Source organism: Lactobacillus sp., assembly GCF_051873315.1.
GTDB lineage: Bacteria > Bacillota > Bacilli > Lactobacillales > Lactobacillaceae > Lactobacillus.
This window is the reverse complement of the sequence record NZ_JBJEES010000119.1, coordinates 1-25,560: the sequence shown is the minus strand read 5'-3', so window position 1 is coordinate 25,560 and position 25,560 is coordinate 1. Positions and strand designations below refer to the sequence as shown.

Genomic DNA, 25,560 nt, shown 5'->3' with positions numbered 1-25,560 from the left:
GTGCATGATCCAGGTATACTTGATAGTTAGGTACCGAATATTAATTTCTTGATTATTTTTTGCAGAAAGGACAAGCAGGATGGCAGAAGAAGAACTCAATGAAGAATTGTTTCACCGGAGCATGCGTTTGCAGCGGCAACTGGCCCAAATGGGGATGCGGTATGAGAAGCTGCATGGCGGCGTCCGGGGGCAGAACCGGACTTTGGCCCTGCTCAGCAAGAATGAAGGGATGAAGCAGGCAGAACTGGCCCGCTTTGCCCGAGTAAGGCCGTCCTCAATCAGTGAAGTCGTTGACCGCCTGGAGCGGCACGGCTTGATCGAACGGCGCAGGGATAACAGCGACCACCGGGTTTTCCGCCTCTACTTGACTGGAAAGGGCCGAGAACAAAATGAGCGCAACCACTCCAGCTGGCTGGGCTTTGTGGGCGATTTGATGAGCCCCTTAAGCGAAGGCGAAAAGGCCGAATACCTGAACATCTTGAAGAAGCTGGACAAACAGGCATTATTCTTGGAAGAACGCATGGAAGAAAATGCCAAAAAAGAGGGTGAAAACCATGCTTAAAATTGCTAGAAAAACATTGACTTGCTGGGCGACTTGCCTGGCAAGTCTTTTTTTATTAGTACAAGTTGCATGTGATTTGTACCTGCCGACGGTGACGGCTGACCTGGTTGACAAGGGGATCATTGGCAAGAACCTGCCTTATATCTGGCAAACCGGAGGCAAGATGCTTTTGGTGTCCGCCTTGGGCCTGCTGGCTGCTTTTGGCAACATCTATTTTGCCTCCCACCAGGCCATGCAGGTCGGCCAGCGTCTCCGAGCCATGCTCTTTGCCAAGGTACTGACTTTCTCTGATGAAGAGATCAGCCGCTTTGGCCAGTCCTCTTTAATTACCAGAACGACCAATGACGTCGTCCAGGTTCAGATGACTTTTATGCAGCTCTTGCGGATGCTGCTCCAGTCCCCGATCATGCTGGTGGCTGGGACCGTTTTGGCTTATCTTCAGCAGCCCCGCCTGGCAAAAGTTTTCGCCATTTCTTTGCCAATTTTGGCGGCCATCATTTTCTTGCTCATGCATTTTGCCATGCCCTTGTTTAAGAGCATCCAGCAAAAGACCGACCGGATCAACTTGATCTTCAGAGAAGGCTTGACAGGGGTCCGGGTCATCCGGGCCTTCAGGCAGGACCAGCGCGAGCAGGACCGCTTTGCCGCGGCTAATCTGGACTATACCAAGGTCGGCATCAAGGCCTACACAATCATTTCTTTCATGCAACCAGCCGTAACCCTAGTGCTGAGCTTGACCAACGTGGGGATCATTTTTCTGGGCGGCCGCTTGATTAGCGGCAGGGTCATGGAAGTCGGCAGTCTTTTGACTTTTTTGACTTATGCTACCCAGATTCTGATGAGTTTCATGATGCTGTCCATGCTGTTTATCGTGATTCCGCGGGCTTCTGTATCAGCCAAAAGAATCAATGAAGTACTGGACGCGAAAAATCAGCTGCAGGACCCAGCAGAGCCGGCACCCCTCCCAAAAGGTCCGGCAGAGCTGGAATTTGACCGGGTCTCCTTCCGCTATGCCGGAGCTGAAGAAGCAGCTTTGGAAGGAATTAATTTTAAAGTCAAGGCTGGCCAGACCCTGGCTTTGATCGGGGGAACCGGGTCGGGTAAGTCGACCCTGGTCAATTTGATTCCCCGCCTTTTGGACGTGGAAAAAGGCGCGGTCAAACTTGCCGGAGTTAAGGTGACTGACTTGAAACAGGCTGATTTGCACAAGCTGGTCTCCTTGACCCAGCAAAAAGCCGTGCTTTTTAAAGGGACAGTCCGGTCAAACCTGCTGTTTGGCAAGGGGGATGCCAGTGAGGAAGAGATGTGGCAGGCCTTGGAAATTGCCCAAGCAGCAGACTTTGTCAAAGAAAACGGGGGCCTGGACAGCACGGTCGAAGCCGGCGGGGCCAACTTCTCCGGCGGCCAACGGCAAAGACTGGCCATCGCGCGGACCATCATCAAAGATGCCGATGTATATATTTTCGACGACTCATTTTCTGCCCTTGACTTTAAGACTGACGCGGCCCTTAGAAAGGCCCTGGCGGCTGATCCGAAGATGCGGCAGGCCATTACCGTCATCGTGGCCCAGCGGGTCTCTACGGTGGCGTCTGCTGACCAGATTCTGGTCTTAGACAGCGGCCGGGTAGTCGGCCAGGGCAAGCATGAAGAATTGAAGCGGACCTGCCCGAACTACCAGCAGATTGTCGCTTCCCAGTTCCAGAAAGGAGTGGATTAGGGATGCATCACGGTCATAAAGGAAAAATTGACAAGGCTGAGCACTTTTGGCCGACCAGCCGCCGGCTTTTGGCATATCTGCGCCCTTGGCGCTTTGGCGTGGGCTTGTCAATAGTGTTTGCCATTATTGCCACGGTTTTCTCGATTTTTGCCCCGAAAGTCCTGGGCCAGGCCACGACCTTGATCTATCAAGGGGTGATGAAAGGCTATGCTCAAGAGAAGGCCGGCCAGCATTTGACCAGCCTGCCAATCGACTTTGCCGGCGTCTTTAAGATCGGGCTTTGGGTAATCGGTCTTTACCTGATCTCCAGCGTCTTCAATTTTGCCGAGCAGATCATCATGACCCGGATTTCCCAGCAGGTCGTCTGCCATCTGCGGGCTGATTTTAAAGAAAAAATGCGCCATGTCCCGGTATCCTACTACGATACCCACTCCAAAGGGGACCTAATGAGCCGGATGGTCAATGACATGGACAATATTTCCGGCACTCTTCAGCAGACCTTGATCCAGCTGATTACCAGCGCCATTACCCTGGTCGGAACCCTGGCCGTCATGTTCACGATCTCCTGGAAGCTGACTTTAGTGGCTCTTTTGACCGTTCCAGTCTCCGTTTTGATCACGGGTACGATTGCCCCTAAGGCCCAGAAGCTGTTTGGCCGCCAGCAAGAGCAGCTGGGCAAGATCAACGGGCAGGTAGAAGAAATCTATGCCGGGGTAGGCATTGTCCGCGTTTTTGGCCAGGAAGAAAATGAAGAGGAGACTTTTGCTGACCATAATGACGCCTACTTTGATGCTTCCTGGAAGGCAGAATTTCTTTCCATCATGATTTTCCCCTTGATGAACTTTGTCAAAAATGTCGGTTATCTCTTGATTGCCGTTTTTGGGGTTATCGATGTCATCAAGGGGGCCATCAGCCTGGGCAATGTCCAGGCCTTCCTCCAGTATTCCAACCAGTTCTCCCAGCCCTTGACCCAGCTGGCCAACATGTCCAACACGATCCAGCAGACCATTGCCTCAGCGGAAAGAATTTTTGCCGTTCTGGATGCTGAAAACATGGATGAAACAGTCCACCCGGCAGCTGAACTGGCGACAGATGCCAAACTGACTTTTAAAGACGTGTCATTCAGCTATACTGACGCGCCTTTGATTGAAAACTTCAGCCTGGAAGTGCCAAAAGGGCAGATGGTGGCTATCGTCGGGCCAACCGGTGCCGGCAAGACCACGATCATCAACCTTCTGGAGCGCTTTTATGACGTAAAGGGCGGGCAAATCTACTTAGACGGCCGGGAAACCAGGTCAATGAGCCGGGAAGAGCTTCGCGGCCATATCGCCATGGTTTTGCAGGATACCTGGCTTTTTACCGGGACGATTTTTGACAATATCAAGTACGGCAGAGAAGCTGCCAGTGATGAGGAAGTTTACCGGGCTGCCCGCCTGGCCAGGGCCGACAGCTTCATCCGCCAATTGCCGGATGGCTACCAGACTCTGTTAAACGAAGAAGGGTCCAATATTTCCCAGGGGCAAAGGCAGCTCTTGACGATTGCCCGGGCCTTTCTGGCCGATCCGGAAATTTTGATCCTGGATGAAGCAACCAGCTCGGTTGACACCCGGACTGAAAGTTTGATCCAGAAGGCCATGGCAGACCTCAAGCAGGAAAGAACCAGTTTCGTGATCGCCCACCGCCTGTCAACGATCCAGGATGCCGACAAGATCATCGTGATCAACCACGGCCAGATCGTCGAAAGTGGCAACCACCAAAGCCTTTTGGCCAAGGGCGGCTTTTACGCTGACCTTTACCAGAGCCAGTTTTTAGGCCAGGAAATCTGAAAAAAGCCATGATTCAACTGAATCATGGCTTTTGCTTTAGCAATATTTAAAAAATGCCCCTTTGCATTTTGAACATGTGTTCCGTATAATAGGATTGGTTCAAAAATTACTTCTGCTTTTTGTCCTTGCCTTGCTTTTGCTTGATGTGATAGTAAAGGCCAAAGGGGACAAGGTTTTCATTTCCGGCGGCAATCCTCTTGATGTTGGCCCGGTGGCTCCACCAGATGAGGACAACCAGGACCCCTGACATGATGGTCAGGAAAGTGTCATGGAAGAAGAAGCTGGAAATAAAAATCAAGACTACTGAAATCAAGCTGCTCAAGGACACCATGCTGGTGATTAAGAGCAAGGGGATGAAGAAGCAGGCGCAGAGGCCGAAGAACTGGACATTGTAGCCCAGGAGGAAACCGGCTGTTGTGGCCACGGCCTTGCCGCCCTTAAACTTGAGGAAGATTGAGAAGGCGTGGCCGAAAATGGCTGCTGCCCCGAAAATCAAGCACAAGTGGTGGTCACCCAAGTGAAAAATCCGGGGCAGGCAGGTAGCCAGGGTCCCCTTGAAGAAGTCGACCAGGAAGACCAGGGTGCCGGCCTTGGGGCCCAGAACCCGGAAGGTGTTGGTGGTCCCAATATTGTGTGACCCATAGTCCCGGATATCCTTGTGGTAAAAGAGCTTGCCGACTAAAACACCGGTCGGAAAAGAACCAATTAAGTATGCTAAAATTAAAAGTAATGCAAATTTTATTGCAAACATCAAATCAACTCCGTTTATCTTGTACCTGCTATTTTAACAAATAACGGACTGAATTGATACGAAGTTATTAATCTAAAGCTTGGAGATGTTTTATTTTGCCAAAGAACACCTATGATGATTCTTCAATTCAAATTCTGCACGGGCTGGAAGCAGTCCGCAAGCGGCCAGGGATGTACATCGGGTCAACCGACATCCACGGCTTGAACCAGCTGGTCTATGAAATTGTCGACAACTCCGTCGATGAAGCCATGGCCGGTTTTGGTCAGGAAATCAACGTGACCATTCACGAGGACAATTCCGTGACCGTGCAGGACTTTGGCCGGGGGATGCCGACAGGGATGCATGCCTCAGGCCGACCAACCATTGAAGTCATCCTTACTGTCCTGCATGCCGGCGGCAAGTTCACGGAGCAGAACTACAAGACCTCCGGCGGTCTGCACGGGGTCGGTTCTTCCGTTGTCAACGCCCTGTCCAGCTACATGAAGGTGCACGTGGTGCGTGACGGCAAGGCCTACGAGGAAGAATTCCAAAATGGCGGCCACCCAATCGGCACCCTGCGCTGCCTGGGGGCGACCAAGGAAAAGACGGGGACTACGATCACTTTCAAGCCGGACCCGATGATTTTTTCAACGACTAAGTATAATTACGAGACCATCCAGGAAAGAATCCGGGAATCTGCCTTCCTGCTCAAGGGAGTCAAGTTCACTCTGACCGACGAGCGCACGCCCAACCACCACGACGTCTTCCAGTATGACGACGGGATTGAAAGCTTTGTTGCCTACCTCAACGAAGGCAAGGGAACGATCGGCAAGGTCTTCTACTTTGAAGGCAGCCAGGATGGGATGGAAATCGAATTTGCCGGCCAGTACAGTGACTCATACTCAGAGAACTTCGTTTCCTTTGTCAACAATGTCCGGACCGCGGACGGCGGCTCTCATGAAGTTGGGGCCAGAAGTGGCTTTACTCGGGCCTTTAACGACTATGCCAAGAAGCAGGGCCTTTTGGGCAAGAAGGACAAGAACCTGGAAGGGTCCGACTACCGGGAAGGGCTCAGCGCCGTTTTAAGCGTCAAGATCCCGGAAGAATTGTTGGAATTTGAAGGGCAGACCAAGGGCAAGCTGGGGACTCCCCAGGCCAGAAGCGCGGTCGACAGCATCGTGTACGAGAAATTGTCCTATTACCTGCTGGAAAATGGTGAATGGGCCCAGGACTTGGTTAAGAAGGCCCAAAGGGCCCGGGATGCCAGAGAAGCGGCTAAGAAGGCCAGAGACGAGTCCAGAAACGGAAAGAAGCGGCACAAGAAGGAAGTCCTGTCCGGGAAATTAACACCGGCCCAGTCCAGAAACCCTAAGAAAAACGAGCTTTTCCTGGTCGAAGGGGACTCAGCCGGCGGCAGTGCCAAGCAAGGCCGGGACCGGCGTTTCCAGGCCATCCTGCCTTTGCGGGGGAAGGTCTTGAACACCCAGCGGGCCAAGCTAGCTGACATTTTTAAGAACGAAGAAATAAACACGATGATCCACACGATCGGGGCCGGGGTCGGGACCGAATTCAAGGTCGAAGACTCCAACTACGACAAGATCATCATCATGACTGACGCCGACGACGACGGGGCTCACATCCAGATCCTGCTTTTGACCTTCTTCTACCGCTACATGCGGCCGATGATTGAAGCAGGCAAGGTCTATATCGCCCTGCCGCCGCTTTACCGGATCAGCAAGAAGCAGACCAACCTTTACGCTTGGACTGATGAAGAGCGCGACGAGGATGAAAAGAAGGTTGGCAAGGGTTATGCCCTGCAGCGCTTCAAGGGGCTGGGGGAAATGAACGCCGACCAGCTCTGGGAGACGACCATGAATCCGGAAAGCCGGATGCTGATCAGGGTCAGAATCGACGATGCCCAATTGGCTGAGCGCCGGGTGACCACCTTGATGGGGGACCAGGCTTCCGCCAGAAGAAAGTGGATTGAGGAAAACGTCAAGTTCCGCCTGGGCGATGAAGAGTCGATCTTAGACAAGGTAAATGATTAGGGGGAAGCAATTTATGCCAGAAACTCACGAGCGAATTCGTGAAATGCCTTTGGAACAGGTCATGGGCGAACGCTTTGGCCGTTATTCCAAATATATTATTCAAGAACGGGCCCTGCCGGACATCCGCGACGGGCTCAAGCCGGTGCAAAGGCGGATTCTTTACGCCATGTACCGTGACGGCAACACGGCTGACAAGCCTTTTAAGAAGGCAGCCAAGGCTGTCGGTAACATCATGGGTAACTACCACCCGCACGGCGACAGCTCCATCTACGGGGCCCTGGTCTTCCTGTCTCAAGACTGGAAGATGAGAGAGCCTTTGATTGAAATGCACGGCAACAATGGGTCAATGGACGGCGACAGTCCTGCCGCCATGCGTTACACCGAATCCCGCTTGTCTAAAATTTCCAATGTCTTGCTGGAAGACATTGACAAGGAAACCGTGCCAATGGTGCTCAACTTCGACGACACCGCTTATGAACCAACGGTTTTGCCGGCTCGCTTTCCTAATCTTCTGGTCAATGGCTCAACTGGGATTTCCTCTGGTTACGCTACGGAAATTCCGCCCCACAACTTGGGCGAGGTTTTAGACGCGACTATCCACCTTCTTAAGCACCCAGATGCCAGCCTGGAAGATTTGATGACTTTTGTTAAAGGGCCAGACTTCCCGACTGGTGGGATTGTCATGGGCAAAAAGGGCTTGCGGGATGCTTACAAGACAGGTAAAGGCCGGATCCAGGTCCGCGCGAAGACCCATATCGAAGAGATCCGGGGCCACCGCCAGCAGATCGTGGTGACGGAAATTCCTTACCTGGTCAACAAGGCCCAGCTGGTCAAGAAGATCGACGAAATCCGAGTCAGCCGGGAACTGGACGGGATCAGCGAAGTCAGAGACGAAACGGACCGTCACGGTCTCTCCATCGTTATCGAGCTTAAGAAGGACGCTGACGCCCAGAACATCCTCAACTACCTTTTGAAGAATACTGACTTGCAGGTTTCCTACAACTTCAACATGGTGGCCATTGACCACATGACTCCGGTTCAAGTTGGCCTTAAGCGGATTCTGGCTGCCTACCTGGAACACGAAGAAGAAGTTGTAACCAAGCGGACTCAGTTTGACTTGAAGAAGGCCTCAGACCGGCTGGAAATCATCCAGGGCCTGATCAAGGCCATGAGCATCTTGGACCAGGTGATCAAGGTCATCCGGGCTTCCAAGAACAAGTCTGACGCCAAGAAGAACCTGGTAGCCGAATTTGCCTTCACTGACCGCCAGGCCGAAGCTATTGTCTCCTTGCAGCTTTACCGCTTGACCAACACTGACGTTTTGGCCCTGCAAGCTGAAGAAAAGGAACTGACAGGCAAGATCGCGGCTTACGAAAAGATTTTGGCTGACCCGAAAGTTTTGCAAAAGGAAATCATCAAGGAACTCCGGGCAGTCAAGAAGGAATTCGGTTCAGACCGGCTGAGCGAAATCAGCGATGAAACTGCCAGAGTTGAAGTCGATGAAAAGGCCTTGATCACTGAAGAATCTGTCCGGGTCTTGATCAGCCGCGACGGCTACATCAAGCGGTCATCTTTGCGGTCCTTCCAGTCAACTGAAGCTGGCGACAATGGCTTGCCGGAAACTGACCGGGTGGTTTATGAAGGGACCCTGTCGACTTTGACCAACCTTTACCTCTTCACCAACCACGGCAATTTGATCTACCGGCCAGTTCATGAACTGGTTGAAAGCAAGTGGAAGGATGTCGGCCAGCACCTGTCCCAGGAACTGGGCCTGGCGGCTGACGAAAGCATCATCCAGGTCTTTGCCTTGGATCATTTGGATGATCCGGACCTCTCCTTCTTGCTGGCCACAAACGACGGCTATATCAAGCAGGTGGCCCTGGCTGACCTGCAGCCAACCAGAACTTACAAGTCCCGGGCAATCATGGCCATGAAGATGAAGGGGGAGGATTCCCGCGTTATCACTGTGGACCTGGTCAAGACAAGTGAAAAGCGGGAAATTACCCTCTTTACCAACCAGGCCTTTGCCCTGAAGTATGATATTGACGAAGTCCCGCAAGTCGGGGCTCGAGCAGCTGGGGTCAAGTCAATTAACTTGAAGGAAGACGACTATGTCGTTGCCTGTCTGGTGACTGACCCGCAATTTGAAGACCTGCTCAAGGTGGGTCTGGTAACCCAAAGAGGGGCCTTCAAGCAAATGCCGCTGAACTTGATCGGCAAGACCAGCCGGGCCAAGCGGGGAGTTCTGGTTCTGCGGAATTTGAAGACCAAGCCGCACCGGATCGTGGCCTTGAAGGCTTACGGGCAAAACCATGAGCTTATCTTGATCACCTCCAGCCTGCGTAAGCAGGTCATCCGGACCAGCGACCACCCAGTTGGTGACCGGCAGAGCAATGGCTCCTTTGTCATTGATGTCAGGACAGATGGGGAAGCCAAGGAGCTGCTCATGGGCCGGCCTTTGCCGGACAAGGCCAAGGATGTCAGCCGCTTGTTCTAAAAAAGCAAAAAAGATTGCGAAAAGATCGCGAAAAGATTGAACAAAGCGCTGATTTTCTAGTAGACTTAATTAGAGAGAATTAATTTTAGCTAAAACTAGAAGGGAAAATTCCAAGATGGAAAAAGAACTGATTTTTGGTCACAGAAACCCAGATACTGACGCGATCGGCACGGCGATTGCCTACTCATACTTCCAGAACCAACATGGCTACAACACTGAAGCTGTTGCTTTGGGTGAAGCCAACGACGAAACTTCTTTTGCCTTGAAGAAGTTCGGCTTTGAAGCACCACGCGTGGTCAAGACTGTCGCAAACGAAGTCAAGGCCATCATGCTGGTTGACCACAACGAACCACAACAAAGCGTTGAAGACCGGGATCAAGTCAAGGTTACCCACGTAATTGACCACCACCGGATCAGCAACTTCGCGACGATCGACCCCTTGTTCTACCGGGCTGAACCAGTTGGCTGCACTTCCACTGTTTTGTGGGAAATGTTCAAGGAACAAAATATGGAAATTCCAGCCAACATTGCTGGTATCATGCTGAGTGCCATTATTTCCGACACCTTGCTCTTGAAGTCACCAACCACTACTGACATCGACAAGCACGCAGTTGAAGACCTGGCTAAGATTGCCGGCGTTGACTACAAGGAATACGGCCTGGAATTGCTTAAGGCTGGTACCAACATTGCTGCCAAGTCAGTTGAAGAACTGATCGACTTGGACGCCAAGAGCTTCGAACTGGGCTCAAAGACTGCCCGGATCGCCCAAGTCAACGTTGTTGATGTCCCAGAAGCCTTGGAACGCAAGGATGCCTTCCTGGCAGCCATGGAAAAGGATGCCAAGGAAAATGGCTACGACCTGTTCATGCTGGTAATTACCAACGTTTTGGACTCAGACTCAGAAGTTCTCTTCATCGGGGACGACGAAAGCAAGTCAGTCTTTGCCAAGGCCTTCGGCAAGGAACTGGTTGACTCAGAAGCCCACCTGCCAGGCGTCGTTTCCCGGAAGAAGCAAATCGTTCCGCCATTGACCCGGGCATTTGAAGCTTAATTAGTAAAGTAGCAATAAGCGAAAATAGAAACTAAAAGAATCCAGTGTAAACTGGATTCTTTTTTTGCTACATTTTTAACATCCTACTTGTTACTACAATATATCTCTTTTAATAAAAGCGCGGCTCTGCCGCGCCAATAAAAATACTGTTAACAAATAAATCCTGAGGGAGAATTTGTCAACAGTTATTTCTTTAGTTCTTTCTTTGTTGCTTTATTTGCCAGAATACTGCTTAAGCTGGTCAAACTGATTTTTCAGTTCCAAGTCCAAGTAATACGGTTGCTTGACTGGCAAGCTGTCTTGCCCATATAAGGCAAAAAGGTAGGCGAGTTCTTCCTTCCAGCGGCCGATTTCTTCATCCAGTCCGTCAGCTCCCTCATTTAAAAGGGTGTGGAGGAAGTGGTTGGCTACGCCCACAAATCTGCCGCCCAGGGCCAGGCCCTTGAAGACGTCCAGCGGGTTTCTGACTCCGCCAGAGACGATCAGCTGCTTGGTCAAAGGCGCCGCCAAAAGGGCAGCCAGGGCCGTTGGCAGGCCGCAGTCGTTCAAATACGCCATGGGGTGGGGATTGCGGGAATTTTCAATTTGGGCAAAATTGGTGCCGCCAGCTCCTCCAATATCAAACCAAGTAAAGCCAGCTGACTGCAATTTTTGCAGGCTGACTGGATCCAGGCCACTGCCGACTTCTTTGACGATGACGGGCACACCAGCTGCTTCTTTAATCTCCAGCATCCGGTCCAGCCAGACAAAGTCGCGGTCACCTTCAGGCATGGGAATCTCCTGGGCCACGTTAAGGTGGATCTGCAGGGCATCTGCTTGCAGATCCTTGACGATCTTGGCGGCCGCTTTAGCTGGGGTCAAGGGATTGACGTTGGCAAATAATAGGCCGTCTGGATTGGCTTCTTTAGCCACATAGAAGGATTCCAGCTGGTCTTCTTCCTTGGTCAAGATGCTGGCCGAACCTAAGGCCAGGGCAATTTGCTGCTTATTGGCAATTTCACCCAGCTGCCGGTTGATCTGCCTGGATTTTTCCGACCCGCCAGTCATCGCGTTGATGAAGAAGGGGGCAGACAGTTCTTTGCCAAACCAGGTCGTCTTAATCGCGTTCAGCTTTACCTTGCTTTCTGGCAGGGCCGGGCGGAGCAGGTGAACCTGGTCAAAGGAATTCGTTTTTTGGGCATTAAAAAACATCTGTGTCAAAGCCAGATGTTCTTCTTTTCTTATAGATCTTTGTGACATCGCAATGCTCTTAGTAAGTTAATTCAGATTGGTGAATGTGAAATTCCAGGGGCAGGATGTTGTTCTTGACCCAGTCCTTGCGGAGGCGGTCAATATCGGTGTCCTTGTTGACGATGACGATGCCGCAGTCGCCGTTGCCCGCGCCGCTGGTCTTGGCTGCGCCGCCATACTTGTTGGCGATTTCGATCAGCTCGGTCAAGCGGGGAATTTCGATGGCAATATTGTTGATAGCGGCAAAATGCTGCAGCAAGCGGCGGTTGATGCCAATCTGCTTTTGAATCAAAGCAATGTTTGCTTCTTCAAAGCCGCGGATCATCTTCAAAACGCACTTGCGCGAGTCTGCCAAAAACTTGGCATATTCAGTCCGCAGATTGTTCTTGTTGGCGTTGGTCTTGTCAACCAGGCGGGAGGTTGAAGCCGGCTGCTGGCTCCAGCCAATCAAGAGCTCCATGCCCTTTGGCGGAACCAATTGCTGGATCTTCAGACCTGGCCAGGCTTCACCGACCACTGTTGACAGGGACTTGCTTGCCAGTTCTTCTTTCAGCCAAAGCTTGTTGAAGGTCTGGTAGGCAATCCAGCCCCCGTAAACGCTGGCCGCGATGTCGCCGGCACTGCCGTTGCCCTGGACTGAGTAGTGGGAAATGGTGGAGAGTTTGTAAATCAAATCCTTACTTGCCTGGACACCGTAAAAGCGCAGGATTGCCTTAACTGTCGCGACCGTTACCGCGGCTGAAGAACCCAGGCCATACTTCTTGCCATCTGCTGAATCCAGGTCAGAGTTGACGTACAAGTCGTAAACGCCCATCTTGACCTTTTGTTCCAAGCAGTATCTTTCGGTAAAAGAAATTGCTGACAGAATGTATTCAAAAGGATTGTCCCGGTTGTCGATCACCATCTTTGACCCCCGTCTGACCCAGTGAATTGAATCTTGGGAGTATTGCTTGGAGTGAATCAAACCAGTATCGCTGCTGCTTGGCTTGATTGAGACCCTGACGTACTGGTCAAGGGCGACCAGAATGGCTGGACAATCTTGTTCCAAAACAGCGTATTCCCCGGCAATGTAAAGCTTGCCTGGTGCTTTTTCAGTAATCAAAAAAACTCTTCCTCTTATTCTTTTAATTTTTTCTTTTATTTTATGCCTTTAGACATTATAGCCAATTAAATAAGCTTTAGTCCAACAGAGTGACTCCTGGACCAAAACCTGCCTCAATAATCTTAACACGATCAAAGGAGGACTCAAAGTGATTAATAATATCTTTAGAATTTTTTCCCTGGCAGAGGACCTTGACATTCGGGCCGGCATCAATGGTGTAGTAGCATTCCAGCCCTTGCTGGCGCAGGTCCTGAACCAGCTTGATAGCCTTGATGGTATTAGGCTCAAAATAGGTGAAGCCAGGGACAGCAGTGAAAGTCAAAGCATGCATCTCACTGGCATTTAATTCAGCCAGAGAACCCAATTTGCTAAAGTCAGCCTGCTTGATTGCTTCTTCCATCTCGGCGATTTCATTGTCGTTTCTGTCCAGCCAAAGTTGATAGAAAGGTGAGCTCTTGCTCATTTCCATTCCCTTGGTTGAAGAAATTTTCTTCTCCTGGTCGTTGATTTCAACTGCCAAAAGACGGAGGTCCATGTCAGGCGCTTCATCCAGCGGGTAAGCATAAGAAGTTTCGTCGCTGTCGCCTTTTTGCCAGACGGAAAAGCCGCCAAAAACAGATCTTGAAGCAGAGCCAGATCCCATCCGGGCCATTCTGGACAGTTCCCGTCTGTCAACGCCTAACTGGTAATGGTCGGCAAAAGCCGCCGCCATGGCCGCGAAAGCTGAGCTGGAAGAGGCCAGGCCAGCCGCGGTTGGTACCTGGTTGACTGATTCAACCGCCAAATTTCCCTTGACCCCAAAGCGGTCTTGCATAGCCCGGAGGTAGGCGAAAACGCGGTCAGCAGCTGGGCCCGAAACGGCTTGGCCGTTCAATTTAAAGGACATTTGCTCGCTGTCTGAGATTTTGGTGTCGCTGTAGAAAGCATCCAGGGTCATGGACAGACTGGACATGAGCGGCAGGCGCAATTTGGCGTCCTTCTTGCCCCAGTACTTGATCAAGGCGATATTGGTATGGGCGCGGGCAGTTTTACTCATCTTTTTTCATTCCTTTACTGTGCAATTCTGTTTTTCAATAACTTTTTGCCAAAAATCAAATTTCTTCAATCCAGTAGTCACTGATTTCAGCCTGGCAGGCTTGGGCAAGCTTTTCGCAAGCACCGGCATCCTTGCAAAGAGCGATGACGATCCCGCCCAGACCCCCGCCGGACAATTTGCAGCCTAAGGCCCCGCCTTTTTGGGCGATCTGGCAGATCCGGTCGATCTTGGCCGTCGACAAATTAAAGGAGGCTAAAAGCTCCTGGGCCTGGTTGAAAAATTTACCAACGCTTTCCGGGTCTTGAAGAAGCCAGGCAGCTTTGACTTCGTCAGCCAGTTGCCCCAACTGCCGCATTCTTGCTTGCGCGTCCGGGGACTCATTTAAAAGCTTGGCGACCATGGTGACGGCTTCTCTGGTATTGCCCAAATCGCCCGTGTCCATGATCAAGAGGCTGGCGCCTAATTTCGAGGAGAGCTTTTTAACGCCCTGTTGCTTATTAAAAAAGACCAGGTAATCGGAATTAACCGTGGCCGCGTCCAAGCCAGAGGCCTTGCCATGGTTGATCGTTTCTGCCTGGTTGGTGATGTCCATAACTTCGCTTTCACTCAGCTCAAGGCCCAGGTATTGGCTCAAGGCGACGGTAGTGCCATAGGCAACCGTGGCTGAGGAGCCAAGCCCGCGCTCCATGGGAATTTCCCCGGTATAGGTAAGTTTGATCTGGGGACTTTTCCCGCTTCTGGCAAAAAGTTCCTTGACGACATACTTAAGGCCGTTATAGTCGTCCGGCGCGTCAAAAAAAGGACCCTGATAGAGCTTGGTATCCATCCAGACCGGACCGGCATAATCACTGACAGTCGTCTTGATGTGGAGAGCCTGAATCGGCATGGCCAGGGCGTCATAGCCGTAAACAACGGAATGCTCGCCGATCAAAATTACTTTTCCATGAGCAGTACAAGAAGTCTGCAAAAAGAATCACCTCAATAAACAATTTCGCTAGTTCGCTTAACGTTTGCTTAGAATCAATGGCAATCAGTTCCCAAAAAGGAAAGAGATTGATAAAATTTAGATTGATCGATCAGTCAACAAAGGAGTGGAAGCAATGATCAAAATTTTAACCGGCAGACAGTCCGATCCCCTGCAAACTGAAATCATCGGCCGGGCTGCCCGAAATTATCTGGCTCAGCCTGGCAAAGATACTTTTATTATTGTTCCAAACCATATCAAGTTTAACACAGAAGTTGCCGCAATAGGCAAAGTCGCCCAACTTCAAGGGCGGAAAGAGACCAGCGTTAAGCACCTGCACGTCCTGTCCTTCTCCCGCCTGGCCTGGTTTTTCTTTAAAAAAGCTGACCTGCTCATGCCAGAAAGCCTGGATGACGCGGCCGCGACCATGATTTTGGAGCAGATCATCAACAAGCGCAGGGATGAACTCTTGCTTTTTAAAAACACCCACGCCAATTCTGGCATGATCAAGCAAGTCTACAGCACGATCCTGCAGGTTCATACCGGCCAGCTGGACCTGGCCAGCCTTCTAGAGCGGGCAGCTGACCCGGCAGTATCCTTGGACCTGGACAATGAAACCAGAGATAAGCTGCATGACCTGGACTTGATCTACCAGGATTTTTTGCAAGTTGTCAGCGACAAGCACTTTGCCACCAAGGATGAACTGAATATCCAGCTGAACCAGCTTCTGGCCAGCCAGCCAGACCTGGTCAGCCAGGCCAGCTTCTATGTGACTGATTTCTCCCATTTTTCCATTCAAGAAAAAATGACCATGCAGCTGCTGGCGGCTTTTGCCAGCGACATGACTTTTGCCTTCAAGACCGCTGACGGCAGCCTGCTCGAACCCGTGGCAGGCGAATACGACTACGTGGTCCAGAAGACCATCCGGGACTTGACTGGCTATTTCTCTGCTCATGATTTTGCTTGGGAAAGTGAAAAAATCACCAGCCAAAGCAGCCCGGCAGAAAGTTTAAACAGGGCCTGGCAGGGGGAAAGCGTGCCGGACTTAAACAACCTCCAGCTGGTCAAGGCGGATTCCCGCTACGCCGAAGCCTATTTCGTGGCCCGGACCATCTATGACGAGGTGGCCTTAAAAGGCTGCCAGTACCGGGACTTTTTGGTCCTGGCTCCGAACCTGCAAGAGTATGAAACTTACCTGGCCCCGATCTTGCGGCAAAACCAGATTCCCTTCTTTGATGACTTGCAGCAGCAAATGAAGTACCACCCTTTGGTGATTTTGCTGGAAAATTTAGGCAAGCTTCTCCAGCAGCCAGGCGATACGCCAGCTCTTTTGAGCCTCATGAAGACCCGCCTCTTGATCCCGGCTTGGTATTTAGCAGGGGATGAAGAAGCTGGGGAAGCCGCGTATTTACGCGATGTCGACCAGCTGGAAAATTTTGCCTTAGCCCACGGGATCAAGTACAGCCTTTGGCAAAAGCCCCTCAAGGACTTCACCAAGGCCCAGGTGATTGCCCTGGACCAAGAGCAATATCAAAAGCGCCTGGAGCGTTTGGATAAGCTGCGGGACTTTTTTGTCAGCAAGATCTCCCGCCTTTCCAGCCAGCTGAAAAATGAAAAAGACAGCATGACCGCCGTTAAGCTCTTCTTTGACTTCTTGGTCAAAAACGGGGTCAGTGCCCGCCTGGAAGCTTGGCGCTTAAAAGCCAGCGAGAGCGGGGACTTGCAGCAGGCCCAGCAGCCGGAACAGTGCTGGAATCTGCTTTTGTCCCTGCTCAAAGACTACCTTTTGGTCAACCCGGAAAACTTTGCCTGGGCTGACTTCTTCAAGATGCTGACGGCGGCCTTTTCCCAGGCCAATTTCGCGACGATTCCAGCCAGCCTGGACGCTGTCACTTTGTCAGAATACGGGATGGTGCAGACCAGTGGCTACAAGCAGGTCTTCATCATCGGGGCAGCCAATGGCAGCCTGCCGCAAATCAGTGACCAGCCCAACTTTTTGACCACGGAAAACCTGGCCAGTTTGGCTGACTTTTTTGCTGAAGACGCCTACCTAGAAGATGCCCAGCAGCTCCGCAACTTGGACCAGGAATACCAATTTGGCAATGCTTTAGCCCTGGCCTCTGACCGGGTCTACATTTCCTATCCGGTAATCAATTCCAATAACGACTTGCTGGATCCTTCTATTTATTACAAGCGTCTGTTGAAGATGGTTAACGGCCGGGAATACCGGCAAAGGGACCTGCCAGACAACAGCGAAAAAGACCGGACCGAATTTGCCCGTCAGCTTTTGCTCTTTTTGACCAGTCCCAAGGCCAGCTTGGGCTATTTGGCCTATGCAGAGGAAAATTCCGCCCAAAGTCCGCTGGTGACCAAATTAGTCAAACTCAGCCGGCAGTATGAAGAAGAAAAGGCAGAAGAAATCGCGGAAGGGATGGCTTACGACAACAATCCGCAAGACATCTCAGAGGACCTGGCTGAGCGCCTGTACGGCAAAGACCTTTTGTCATCGGTCTCCCAGCTGGAAAGCTACTACCAGAATTCCTTTGAATACTTCCTTAACTATGGCCTGCGCCTGCGGCCCCGGGCAGAAAACGAGCTGAACGCCATCCAGTCCGGCAACTACTTCCACCGGACTTTTGAGCTTTTGCTCAAGGAAATGCAAAAGAAAAATATCGAAATTGACAAGCTCAGCGAGCTGGACCTGGAGCTTTTGCTCAAGCAGGTCAGAAGCGAGATCCTGCAAGAACCCCTTTACCAGCAGTTCTTGCGCGATCCCTTTAATGAATATCTCTTCAAGGCCTTTGACAAGACGACCAGCAAGGTGGCCCAGAACTACCGGAGAAAGCAGCAGGAGAACAAAATGCGGGCTACATACGGGGAACTGGCCTTTGGCCCGGCGGAAAAATTGGCCGGCCTGGTCCTGCCCTTGAAGAAGTTTGCCGGCCAGCGGAAGATCAGCCTCCGGGGCAAGATTGACCGGGTCGACCTCTTTAACGGGGACCAGCACGTTTTAGGGCAACTGATTGACTACAAGTCTTCTGACCACAGCTTCAACCTGGCCCGTTTTGCCGGCGGGGTGGATTTGCAGATGATTGCCTACCTGGATGTCTTGGAAAAGAACCGGGACCTCCTGGCTGGCGGGCGGCAGTTTGACCTTCTTGGTGCCTTTTATCAGTATGTCACCCGGAAGCTGAATTCCGTCAACTCTTCATCAAATGGGGCCTTGTTTGACAGCAAGCTGCAGCTGAAAGAGAACCTTTTGGGCGGGGAAGACAAGCTGAAACTGTCCGGGGTCTTTGTCAGCGAGCCAGCCTGGTACCAGGAAGTCGACCAAGTCCTGGAGAAAAAGTCAGCCAGTCCGGTTTACCGGGGCCTTAAGCTGAATAAGAGCGGCACTTTTGGCAAAAAAGACAACTTCTTCAGCCAGGACGAAATGAGGGAGCTGCTGGAGTATGTCGAAGCCTTGATTGAAGACGCGGCCAGCGAAATCTTGAGCGGGCAGATCGCCTTGAATCCCTTCCGGCAGGGGACCAGCACTGGTCTGACATATAGTGACTACAAGGACATCTTCTACTTTGACCAGCAGCTGCCGACCAACTCTTACCGGGACCTGCCAAGCCTGAAAAAGGCTGAGCTGCTGGCCTTGATTGAAAAAAGGCTGGGGCAGGGTATATAGAAAGGAAAAAGTATGGCTGTAAAATACACACCAGACCAGGCCAGCGCTATCGAAAGCCGGGGCCAGGATCTTTTGGTCTCGGCTTCTGCCGGCTCAGGCAAAACCAGCGTTTTGGTTGAAAGGGTCATCCGGGAAATTATGGAAGACCACTTGGAAGTTGACCAGCTCTTGGTCATCACCTTTACCCGGGCCGCGGCCAGTGAAATGAAGCAGCGGATCAAGCAGCGACTGCAAGAGCGCCTGCAAGTGGAAACAGACAGCAGCCAGGCCGACTTTTTGCGCCGGCAGCTGGCCCAGATTGATACCGCGATCATTTCCACGATTGACTCCTTCTGTTTGGATGTCATCCGCCGCTTCTACTTCGTGATTGATATCGACCCGGACTTCAGCATTTTAACTGACGCGACCCAGATTGAGCTGTTAAAGGAAAGAGCTCTTCGGGATGTCGAAAACGGCTACCTACAAAATGAAGACCAGAAGAAAAAAGACCGCTTCAGGGCCTTTTACGATGCGTTTGCCGGCGACAGCAACGCGGACGCGGCCAGAGAGCTTTTGCTTGATTTGTATCAGTATGCCATGGCCCGGCCCAACTACCGGGACTGGCTGCAAAAATTGCCTGCCTCTTACCAGCTGGAGACCAGCGACGTCGTCGACAGCCCCTTGTGGCAGGAGAAGATCAAGCCTTACCTGGAAGAAGAATTTTCCAACCTGGCTGACAAGCTGACGGCTTTGATGGCCGAAGCAGACTTTGACCATGAAAAGTTTGTCAAATACCAGCCACCTTTTAGGGCTTTCGCCGCCAGCTTATCCAGCTACCGGGAAAGCCTGGCTACAGATGATCCCTTTGACCGGCAAAGAGACCTGCTGGCCAGCTGCCGGTTTGACGGGACCTTGCGGACTAACAAGGACATCGCCGACTTTGTCGAGGAGGCAAAGGAGGTTAAAGAAGCTGGCAAGCAGCTGGTCTTCAATGTCTACACCAGTTTTTACGCAAATAGCAATGCTGACCAGCAGGCCCTTTTGGCCAAGGGGGCTGAAATCGTGAAGACAGCAGCTGAAGTCGAGCTGGCCTTTATCGATCGCTTCAATGAGTTAAAGCGGAATGACCGGGTTCTGGACTTCAGCGACATGGAGCAATTAGCCTATGAAATCCTGACCCAGGACAGTTCAAATTCCGACTTGGCCCGGGCTTACTACCAAAACCGCTTCAAGGAAATCATGGTCGATGAATACCAGGACACCAACGCCTTGCAGGACGGTTTGATCCAGCGGCTGAAAAAAGACGGGAAGAACAACCTCTTTATGGTTGGGGACGTCAAGCAGTCAATTTACGGCTTCCGCCAGGCGGAGCCCAGTCTCTTTATTGCCAAGTATGACGAATATGGCCAGGAAAATTCGGCAGGCAAGAAGCGGATTATTTTTGCCGAAAACTTCCGCTCCAGCCAGCCGGTCACCCAGGCCGTCAACTTGATCTTTGACAGCCTCTTGACCAAGGACTTTGGCGGGATTGACTACAAAAACGAAGGGCAGCTGAAATTCGCGGCCGGTTATGATCCAAACGCTGCCTTGCCAACAGAAACAGAAGTCCTCTACCAAGAAGATTCTTCTGCTTCAGAAGATGACGGGGAATTGGACCAGGGCGATTTGGCCATGGTGATCAGCCGGATCCAAAAGTTGCTTAACGACCAGACGCCAATTTTTGACCCAAAGACCGGACAGACCCGGCCGATCAGCTATGGAGACATTGCCATTTTGACCCGGTCCAAGACCAGCAACCTGGACATCAAGCAGGAATTTGACCGTTACGGGATCCCGCTTTTTGTCATGGATGTCCAGAACTACTTTCAGACCTTTGAATTGACGGTCATCATGTCCTACTTGAAGATCATCGACAATCCGGACCAGGACATTCCCCTGGTGGCGGTTTTGCGGTCTCCGATCTTCAACTTCTCTAGTTCTGATTTGGCGGAAATCCGCCTGGTCAACAAGAGCATCAGCTTCTACGCGGCTTTAAGAACATATGCTAAAAAAGATACTGATCTGGCTGCCCGCTGCCGGGACTTTTTGGACCAATTGCAAGATTTGCGGGACTTTGCCTTGAGCCACCGGATTTCAGAACTGCTCTGGACCATTTATGAGCGGACCAGCTTTTTGGAAATCGTGACCGCCATGACCAACGGCCAGCAGCGCCGGCTCAATTTGACCGCCCTGTATGAAAGAGCTAGCGCCTACGAAAGCTCGGGCTTCAAAGACCTCTACCAGTTCATCAACTTTATCGCCAGAATGCGGAAGAACCAGAAGGACCTGGCCCAGCCGATCTTGAGCGAAAATGCTGACAATTCAGTCAAGCTGATGACCATTCACGCCTCAAAGGGGCTGGAATTCCCGGTCGTCTTTGTCCTGGGCTTGGAGCACCGCTACAACTATCAGCAAGACATCACCGGCAACTACGTTTTAGATGCCAGCGGGCTGGGTTTGTCCTTTGCCTACCCATTTGATGAAGCGGAATACCGAGCAGATACTTTGGTCAATGCCTGGCTGAAGATCGCCAAAAAGCAGAAGCTGCTGGAAGAAGAAGCCCGCCTGCTTTACGTGGCCTTGACCCGGGCCAAGCAGAAGCTGATCCTGGCGGCAAATATCAAGCTTCCGGCCAAAACTGACCTGGCAGGCCTGGAAGAGAAGTGGGCCAAGGAAATTTCAGCTGGCCGCCTGCCCCTTTTGGACAAGATGAAGGTGGCCAAGCCCCTGGACTTTTTAGCCCCGGCCTTAGCCCACGCCAAGCAAGTGAAGCGGCTGGGAGAAAAAGCCGTCAGTGACTTGGCAGTTGGCCAGGAAGACAGTCTGGTCTTTGTTCACTTTGACCCAAAGAAAGACCAGGCCCAGCTGCCGGCAAATGAAGCGGCAGCTGCCGGCGGGGAAGACTTGACTGAAGAGGAAGAAGCCGTCTTTGAGCAGGCGGAAAAACTCTATGCCTTCAGCCAAGGCGGCTATCCCTACTTGGATGCCAGCCGGACGACGGCCTACCAGGCGGTGTCTGAAATCAAGAAGGCTTTTGGCGACCCGATCGAAGACGAACTGGCCGACTCCCATATTTCAGAACTGCAGTCAGCCAACCGCTATTTGCAGCCGATCGATACTGAGCCAGACTTCCTCTTCCAAAACACGGTCAGCTCAGCTGAACTGGGGACGGCCAGCCACTTGGTCTTGCAGTACTATGACTATGCCAAAGGCGACAGGGATGCAATTGACAGCTGCATTGCCGGCCTGGTTGAAAAGGGCCGGCTGAGCCCAACTTTGGCCAGCAAGTTGGATCGGGAAGCCTTGTCTTGGTTCGTCAAGAGCGACTTTGCCAAGGACTTTTACCAGCACCCCGACCGCCTTTACCGGGAAGAAAATTTTGCCACCATCTTGTCACCGAAGACTTTATTTAAGGATTTCAGCGATTTTCCAGGAGAAATTTTGGTTCATGGGACAATCGATGGCTATTATGAAGCAGAGAATGGTATCATTTTATTTGACTACAAGACTGACCACGTTAACCCGCGTAAGCAGGATGAAGCAATCCAGAAGCTGAAAGAGAAGTACCAGGGCCAGCTGCGCCTCTATGAAAGAGCCTTGAACGAATCAGGCCAGCTGCCTGTTTTGAAAAAGTACCTGGTGCTTTTGAGCTGCCGGGAAATTGTTGAAGTTGATTAGAAGTTTTTAGGAGTGAAAGGAGCGGAAAATGGCGGATTTTTTTGCCGGCGAAACCTTCGCGGTCGTTGACTTGGAAACGACCGGGACGCGCAAGGAGGAGGGGGACCGGATCATTCAGTTTGGCTGCGCCTTGGTCAAAAATGGCGAAGTGGTCAAGACCTATTCCTTTATGATGAACCCCCACCGGGAAATTCCACTAGCCGTGACCAATCTGACCGGGATTGACCAGAAGATGGTGGCCGGCCAGGCTGATTTCAAGCACTATGCCCCGAAGATCCGCGAGATTTTGCAGGATACGGTTTTTGTGGCCCATAATGTCAATTTCGACTTTCCCTTCTTGAACTATGAACTGACCAATGCCGGCTTTGAAGCCTTGACCTGCAAGGCGGTTGATACGGTTGAACTGGCCAAGATCGCTTTTCCGACCCTGCCTTCATACAAATTGCGGGATTTGACGGCCAGCCTGGAGATTAAGCACGCCAATCCCCACAAGGCCGATTCTGATGCTTACGGGACAGCTGTTTTGCTCATCAAGATCATCGATAAGCTGGCCTCCTTGCCCCAGGCGACTTTGAATGTCCTGGGCTCTTTGGCCGGGGGGTTAATCCGGGACACGGGCGATGTGATCAAGGAGATTGCCGACCAGTCCCGGCAAAGCAAGCGCAAGCTGCCTAAAGACAAGATCCAGGTCCGCAACCTGGTCTTGAAGAGGCAGGAAATTCCCGCGGTTGAACATGGGGTAAACGGGCATTTCCCAGTTAAAGACGCTGACAAGCGCAAGCTTTTTAAAGGCAAGATCAATTACCGGCAAGCTCAAGTGGACTTGATCGACCGCCTGCACGACTTTGTCGAAGAAGAAGGGCAAAGAGTCATGCTGGCTGAGGCCCCAAACGGGACAGGGAAGACTTTTGCCTACCTTTTCGCCTATGCCTACCAGCTTTACTCTGGCAAAAAACTGGTCATTGCCACGCCGACCAAGGTTCTCCAGCAGCAGCTCTTAGATCAGGAAATTCCCCAGCTCCTGCGGGTTACGGGCCTGGGCTTGAACGCGGAAATGGTCAAGTCCAGCAGCCACTACTTGGATTTGGACGGTTTTGCCCAGACCCTTTACCAGAATTCACCAAATAAGGCGACCTTGCTCCTGCAGATGCAGATCCTGGTCTGGCTGACGGAAACGACGACGGGGGACATGGATGAATTGCAGCTGACCAGCCAGCAGCTGCCTATCTTTAACCAGCTCAAGCACCCCGGGGATGCCCGGGTGGCCAGCCAGTTCGCCAGCGTTGACTTTTGGAACCTGGCCCGCCGCCGGCAGGAGCAGGCCAACATTCTGGTGACTAACCACGCTTACTTGGTCAACCACTACATGGACTCCATCTGGGGGCAGAACCCTTACCTGGTAATTGACGAAGCCCACCGCTTCAGCGAAAACTTGCAGACGGCCCGGACGGACTCACTTCGCCTGGAAGCGATCTGGGGCAGCATCAGCCACCTGCGCAATCTGCTTTATTTTACGGACAACAACCTGCTTAGGCAAAGTGAGGAAAATGTCCAGCTGCAGTTCATGCTGGATCTCTTGGACCAGGAGAGCCTGGACCTGATTCACAGCCTAAATCGGATGCAAAAGTATCTCTACCAGCACAAGGGGCAGGCAATCAGCCAGGTGGTTTTGCCCAACAAGAGCCTGCAGCTCACTATCCAGGGCCAGGATCTCTTCCCGGAGAACTCCCAGTTTAAGCCCCAGCTCAGACAGTTCCAGCAGCAATTGGAACAGGTCCGGATCCATACCAATCAGATCCGCTACTTGCTGGAGCAGGAAAAAGACCGCTTTTTGACAGATGAAGAATCCATGCTGGAAGAATTGAACGACCAGGTTGACTTGCTGGAATTCTACACGGAAAAGAGTTACCAGCTGGCTGACCTCCTGAACCAGCCGCTCTTAGATCATTTGGGCTTTGTGGTCAACGTGACCAATCCCGAAGATGCTCTCAGCAGCAACCTTCACTGGCTCAGCCTGGACAGTTCTGAAGAATTGCATAAAATTTACGACCGCTTTGACCATATCAGCATGATCAGTGCGACAATAACTAATGACGGCAATTTTGCCTTTGCCAAGCAGGTCCTGGCCCTGCCAAATTTGGGCGTCTCCTGCTACAAGGGCAAGGCCAGCTTCCCAATGGCTGACCACTTAGAGATCCTGGCCATGGGGGAAGGACAGCCGGAACCAGACAGTCCGCGTTTTTTGGAAGAATTGAAAAATATCCTGACCAAGGACTTAAGCGGGCAAAAGCATATTTTGTGTCTGTTTACCAACCTGGACTTGATCAAGCAGCTCTATTTTGAACTGCTGAATGATCCCCGGGTTAAGGACTATGAGCTTTTGGCCCAGGGCTTGACCGGGTCAAACGAGCGGATCACCCGTCGTTTCGTTATCGCGGAAAGGTCAATTTTGCTGGGGGCGGACAGCTTCTGGGAAGGGGTGGACTTCCACAATTGCGGGATTGACCTGGTCATCGCCACACGCCTGCCATTTGAATCGCCGGACCTGCCGGAGGTTAGCCTTAGGCAGCATTACCTGGCCCAAAGAGGCTGGGATGTCTTTCAAGAGGATTCTTTGCCCCGGGCGATTCTCCGCCTGCGGCAGGGATGCGGCCGCTTGATCCGGGGCGAGGATGATTACGGGCAGTTTTTGATCCTGGATCCCCGGATCTGGACCAAGAGCTATGGCCCGGCCTTCCGGTCCAGCCTGCCGGCTCCGGTGCAGAAGGTCAAAGCAAGTGAATTAAAAAATAAGTTAAAGTTCGAGAGGTAAAATGCTTAACGAAAGAGTCAAAAATGTTCTGCAATATCTGGCCTGGCTGGTCTTTTTCCTGTTTTTGCTTTACGCGGGAACGGTAGCCGTCGTAGCTAAGGCCGCCAAGCCTTACAGCCAGCACAAGGAGAAAGTCGCCAAGCTGGTCAAGCAGACTTCTATGAAGCAGATTGACAAGTACTACCACCTGAACCGCGGTGTCAGTTCCTATTCAGCCAGCGGGAAAACCAGCAAGGGCAAGGCAGCCTACTTCATCTATCTGCCTGGCAGCCACAAGGCCTACTATTATTCAGCTAATGATGGCGTTAGCGAAAGCACGGTCAAAGCCAGCTTCCAGAAGTCATATCCGAAGAAGACCATCAAGGAAGTCAACCTGGGCTGGTATCAAAAGCAAGCCGTCTGGGAAGTCACGGCAGTCAACAGCGATGGCAGCTACTGCTATGCCATTTACAAGTTTAAAGACGGCAAGCTCCTGTCTCTGGTCGATAAGTTATAGAAGAGCGGGCAAAAATCTGCTATCATGGATAGAGTTAATAAAATAAGGTGGAATAAAAAAGAATGACAGAATTGATTTCAATCAGAGAATCAGCCAAGCACGTTGACGAAGAAGTCA

15 protein-coding genes are annotated in these 25,560 nt (G+C 51.7%); 10 read left to right on the top strand and 5 right to left on the bottom strand.

All coding sequences use genetic code 11. From position 1 onward, the window contains the following. Positions 1-79: 79 nt before the first annotated feature. Genes ACI32D_RS07005 through ACI32D_RS06995 form a run of 3 tightly spaced genes read left to right on the top strand, consistent with a single transcriptional unit; the run spans position 80 to position 4,105 of the window. Positions 80-562 carry a MarR family winged helix-turn-helix transcriptional regulator gene (locus ACI32D_RS07005; RefSeq protein WP_439775868.1) on the top strand — a complete coding sequence of 161 codons (483 nt, stop codon included), beginning with the start codon at positions 80-82 and terminating at the stop codon, positions 560-562. After that, positions 555-2,279 (top strand): ABC transporter ATP-binding protein, encoded by a 1,725-nt coding sequence (locus ACI32D_RS07000; RefSeq protein WP_439775867.1) that lies wholly within the window; start codon positions 555-557, stop codon positions 2,277-2,279. The genes ACI32D_RS07005 and ACI32D_RS07000 overlap by 8 nt, the downstream gene beginning before the upstream one ends. 2 nt (positions 2,280-2,281) lie before the next feature. Further along, positions 2,282-4,105 carry an ABC transporter ATP-binding protein gene (locus ACI32D_RS06995; RefSeq protein WP_439775866.1) on the top strand — a complete coding sequence of 608 codons (1,824 nt, stop codon included), beginning with the start codon at positions 2,282-2,284 and terminating at the stop codon, positions 4,103-4,105. Between the two features lie 106 nt (positions 4,106-4,211). Here the strand turns inward: ACI32D_RS06995 and plsY are convergent, their stop codons facing one another. After that, positions 4,212-4,856, bottom strand: coding sequence for a glycerol-3-phosphate 1-O-acyltransferase PlsY (plsY, locus tag ACI32D_RS06990; RefSeq protein WP_439775865.1), 645 nt, complete (start codon positions 4,854-4,856; stop codon positions 4,212-4,214). A 92-nt stretch (positions 4,857-4,948) separates the two neighbouring features. Here plsY and parE point away from each other — a divergent pair, with 92 nt between their 5' ends. The 3 genes from parE to ACI32D_RS06975 all read left to right on the top strand — a co-directional run bounded on the left by parE (position 4,949) and on the right by ACI32D_RS06975 (position 10,431). Then, on the top strand, positions 4,949-6,883 hold the full coding sequence (parE, locus tag ACI32D_RS06985; protein WP_439775869.1) for a DNA topoisomerase IV subunit B: 1,935 nt from the start codon (positions 4,949-4,951) through the stop codon (positions 6,881-6,883). A gap of 13 nt (positions 6,884-6,896) precedes the next feature. Then, positions 6,897-9,380, top strand: a complete 2,484-nt coding sequence (parC, locus tag ACI32D_RS06980; RefSeq protein WP_439775864.1) for a DNA topoisomerase IV subunit A — start codon at positions 6,897-6,899, stop codon at positions 9,378-9,380. 115 nt (positions 9,381-9,495) lie between these two features. Then, on the top strand, positions 9,496-10,431 hold the full coding sequence (locus ACI32D_RS06975; protein WP_439775863.1) for a manganese-dependent inorganic pyrophosphatase: 936 nt from the start codon (positions 9,496-9,498) through the stop codon (positions 10,429-10,431). Between the two features lie 213 nt (positions 10,432-10,644). Here ACI32D_RS06975 and fni read toward each other — a convergent pair whose 3' ends face one another. From fni to mvk, 4 genes are all read right to left on the bottom strand, one after another. Continuing rightward, positions 10,645-11,670, bottom strand: coding sequence for a type 2 isopentenyl-diphosphate Delta-isomerase (gene fni, locus ACI32D_RS06970; protein WP_439775862.1), 1,026 nt, complete (start codon positions 11,668-11,670; stop codon positions 10,645-10,647). Positions 11,671-11,680: 10 nt separating this feature from the next. Further along, positions 11,681-12,763: a phosphomevalonate kinase gene (locus tag ACI32D_RS06965; RefSeq protein ID WP_439775861.1), complete on the bottom strand. Its 1,083-nt coding sequence runs from the start codon at positions 12,761-12,763 to the stop codon at positions 11,681-11,683. Positions 12,764-12,839: 76 nt separating this feature from the next. Beyond that, entirely contained in the window at positions 12,840-13,799 is a 960-nt protein-coding gene (gene mvaD / locus ACI32D_RS06960; protein WP_439775860.1) for a diphosphomevalonate decarboxylase, read from the bottom strand. A 55-nt stretch (positions 13,800-13,854) separates the two neighbouring features. Further along, positions 13,855-14,766 (bottom strand): mevalonate kinase, encoded by a 912-nt coding sequence (mvk, locus tag ACI32D_RS06955; RefSeq protein ID WP_439775859.1) that lies wholly within the window; start codon positions 14,764-14,766, stop codon positions 13,855-13,857. Positions 14,767-14,899: 133 nt separating this feature from the next. Here mvk and ACI32D_RS06950 point away from each other — a divergent pair, with 133 nt between their 5' ends. Genes ACI32D_RS06950 through ACI32D_RS06935 form a run of 4 tightly spaced genes read left to right on the top strand, consistent with a single transcriptional unit; the run spans position 14,900 to position 25,443 of the window. Further along, positions 14,900-18,439: a PD-(D/E)XK nuclease family protein gene (locus ACI32D_RS06950; protein WP_439775858.1), complete on the top strand. Its 3,540-nt coding sequence runs from the start codon at positions 14,900-14,902 to the stop codon at positions 18,437-18,439. A 12-nt stretch (positions 18,440-18,451) separates the two neighbouring features. Continuing rightward, positions 18,452-22,135, top strand: a complete 3,684-nt coding sequence (gene addA / locus ACI32D_RS06945; protein WP_439775857.1) for a helicase-exonuclease AddAB subunit AddA — start codon at positions 18,452-18,454, stop codon at positions 22,133-22,135. A gap of 28 nt (positions 22,136-22,163) precedes the next feature. Continuing rightward, positions 22,164-24,947 (top strand): helicase C-terminal domain-containing protein, encoded by a 2,784-nt coding sequence (locus ACI32D_RS06940; RefSeq protein WP_439775856.1) that lies wholly within the window; start codon positions 22,164-22,166, stop codon positions 24,945-24,947. Position 24,948: 1 nt separating this feature from the next. Continuing rightward, positions 24,949-25,443: a hypothetical protein gene (locus ACI32D_RS06935; protein ID WP_439775855.1), complete on the top strand. Its 495-nt coding sequence runs from the start codon at positions 24,949-24,951 to the stop codon at positions 25,441-25,443. Positions 25,444-25,560: the final 117 nt, after the last annotated feature.

Excerpts from the sequence above, each read along its gene's own strand:
- plsY (WP_439775865.1), bottom strand. The coding sequence starts at position 4,856 with ATGTTTGCAATAAAATTTGCATTACTTTTAATTTTAGCATACTTAATT.
- ACI32D_RS06975 (WP_439775863.1), top strand. The coding sequence starts at position 9,496 with ATGGAAAAAGAACTGATTTTTGGTCACAGAAACCCAGATACTGACGCG.
- addA (WP_439775857.1), top strand. The coding sequence starts at position 18,452 with ATGGCTGTAAAATACACACCAGACCAGGCCAGCGCTATCGAAAGCCGG.
- mvaD (WP_439775860.1), bottom strand. The coding sequence starts at position 13,799 with ATGAGTAAAACTGCCCGCGCCCATACCAATATCGCCTTGATCAAGTAC.
- ACI32D_RS06950 (WP_439775858.1), top strand. The coding sequence starts at position 14,900 with ATGATCAAAATTTTAACCGGCAGACAGTCCGATCCCCTGCAAACTGAA.
- ACI32D_RS07005 (WP_439775868.1), top strand. The coding sequence starts at position 80 with ATGGCAGAAGAAGAACTCAATGAAGAATTGTTTCACCGGAGCATGCGT.
- fni (WP_439775862.1), bottom strand. The coding sequence starts at position 11,670 with ATGTCACAAAGATCTATAAGAAAAGAAGAACATCTGGCTTTGACACAG.
- ACI32D_RS06995 (WP_439775866.1), top strand. The coding sequence starts at position 2,282 with ATGCATCACGGTCATAAAGGAAAAATTGACAAGGCTGAGCACTTTTGG.
- ACI32D_RS06935 (WP_439775855.1), top strand. The coding sequence starts at position 24,949 with ATGCTTAACGAAAGAGTCAAAAATGTTCTGCAATATCTGGCCTGGCTG.
- ACI32D_RS06940 (WP_439775856.1), top strand. The coding sequence starts at position 22,164 with ATGGCGGATTTTTTTGCCGGCGAAACCTTCGCGGTCGTTGACTTGGAA.
- ACI32D_RS07000 (WP_439775867.1), top strand. The coding sequence starts at position 555 with ATGCTTAAAATTGCTAGAAAAACATTGACTTGCTGGGCGACTTGCCTG.
- parC (WP_439775864.1), top strand. The coding sequence starts at position 6,897 with ATGCCAGAAACTCACGAGCGAATTCGTGAAATGCCTTTGGAACAGGTC.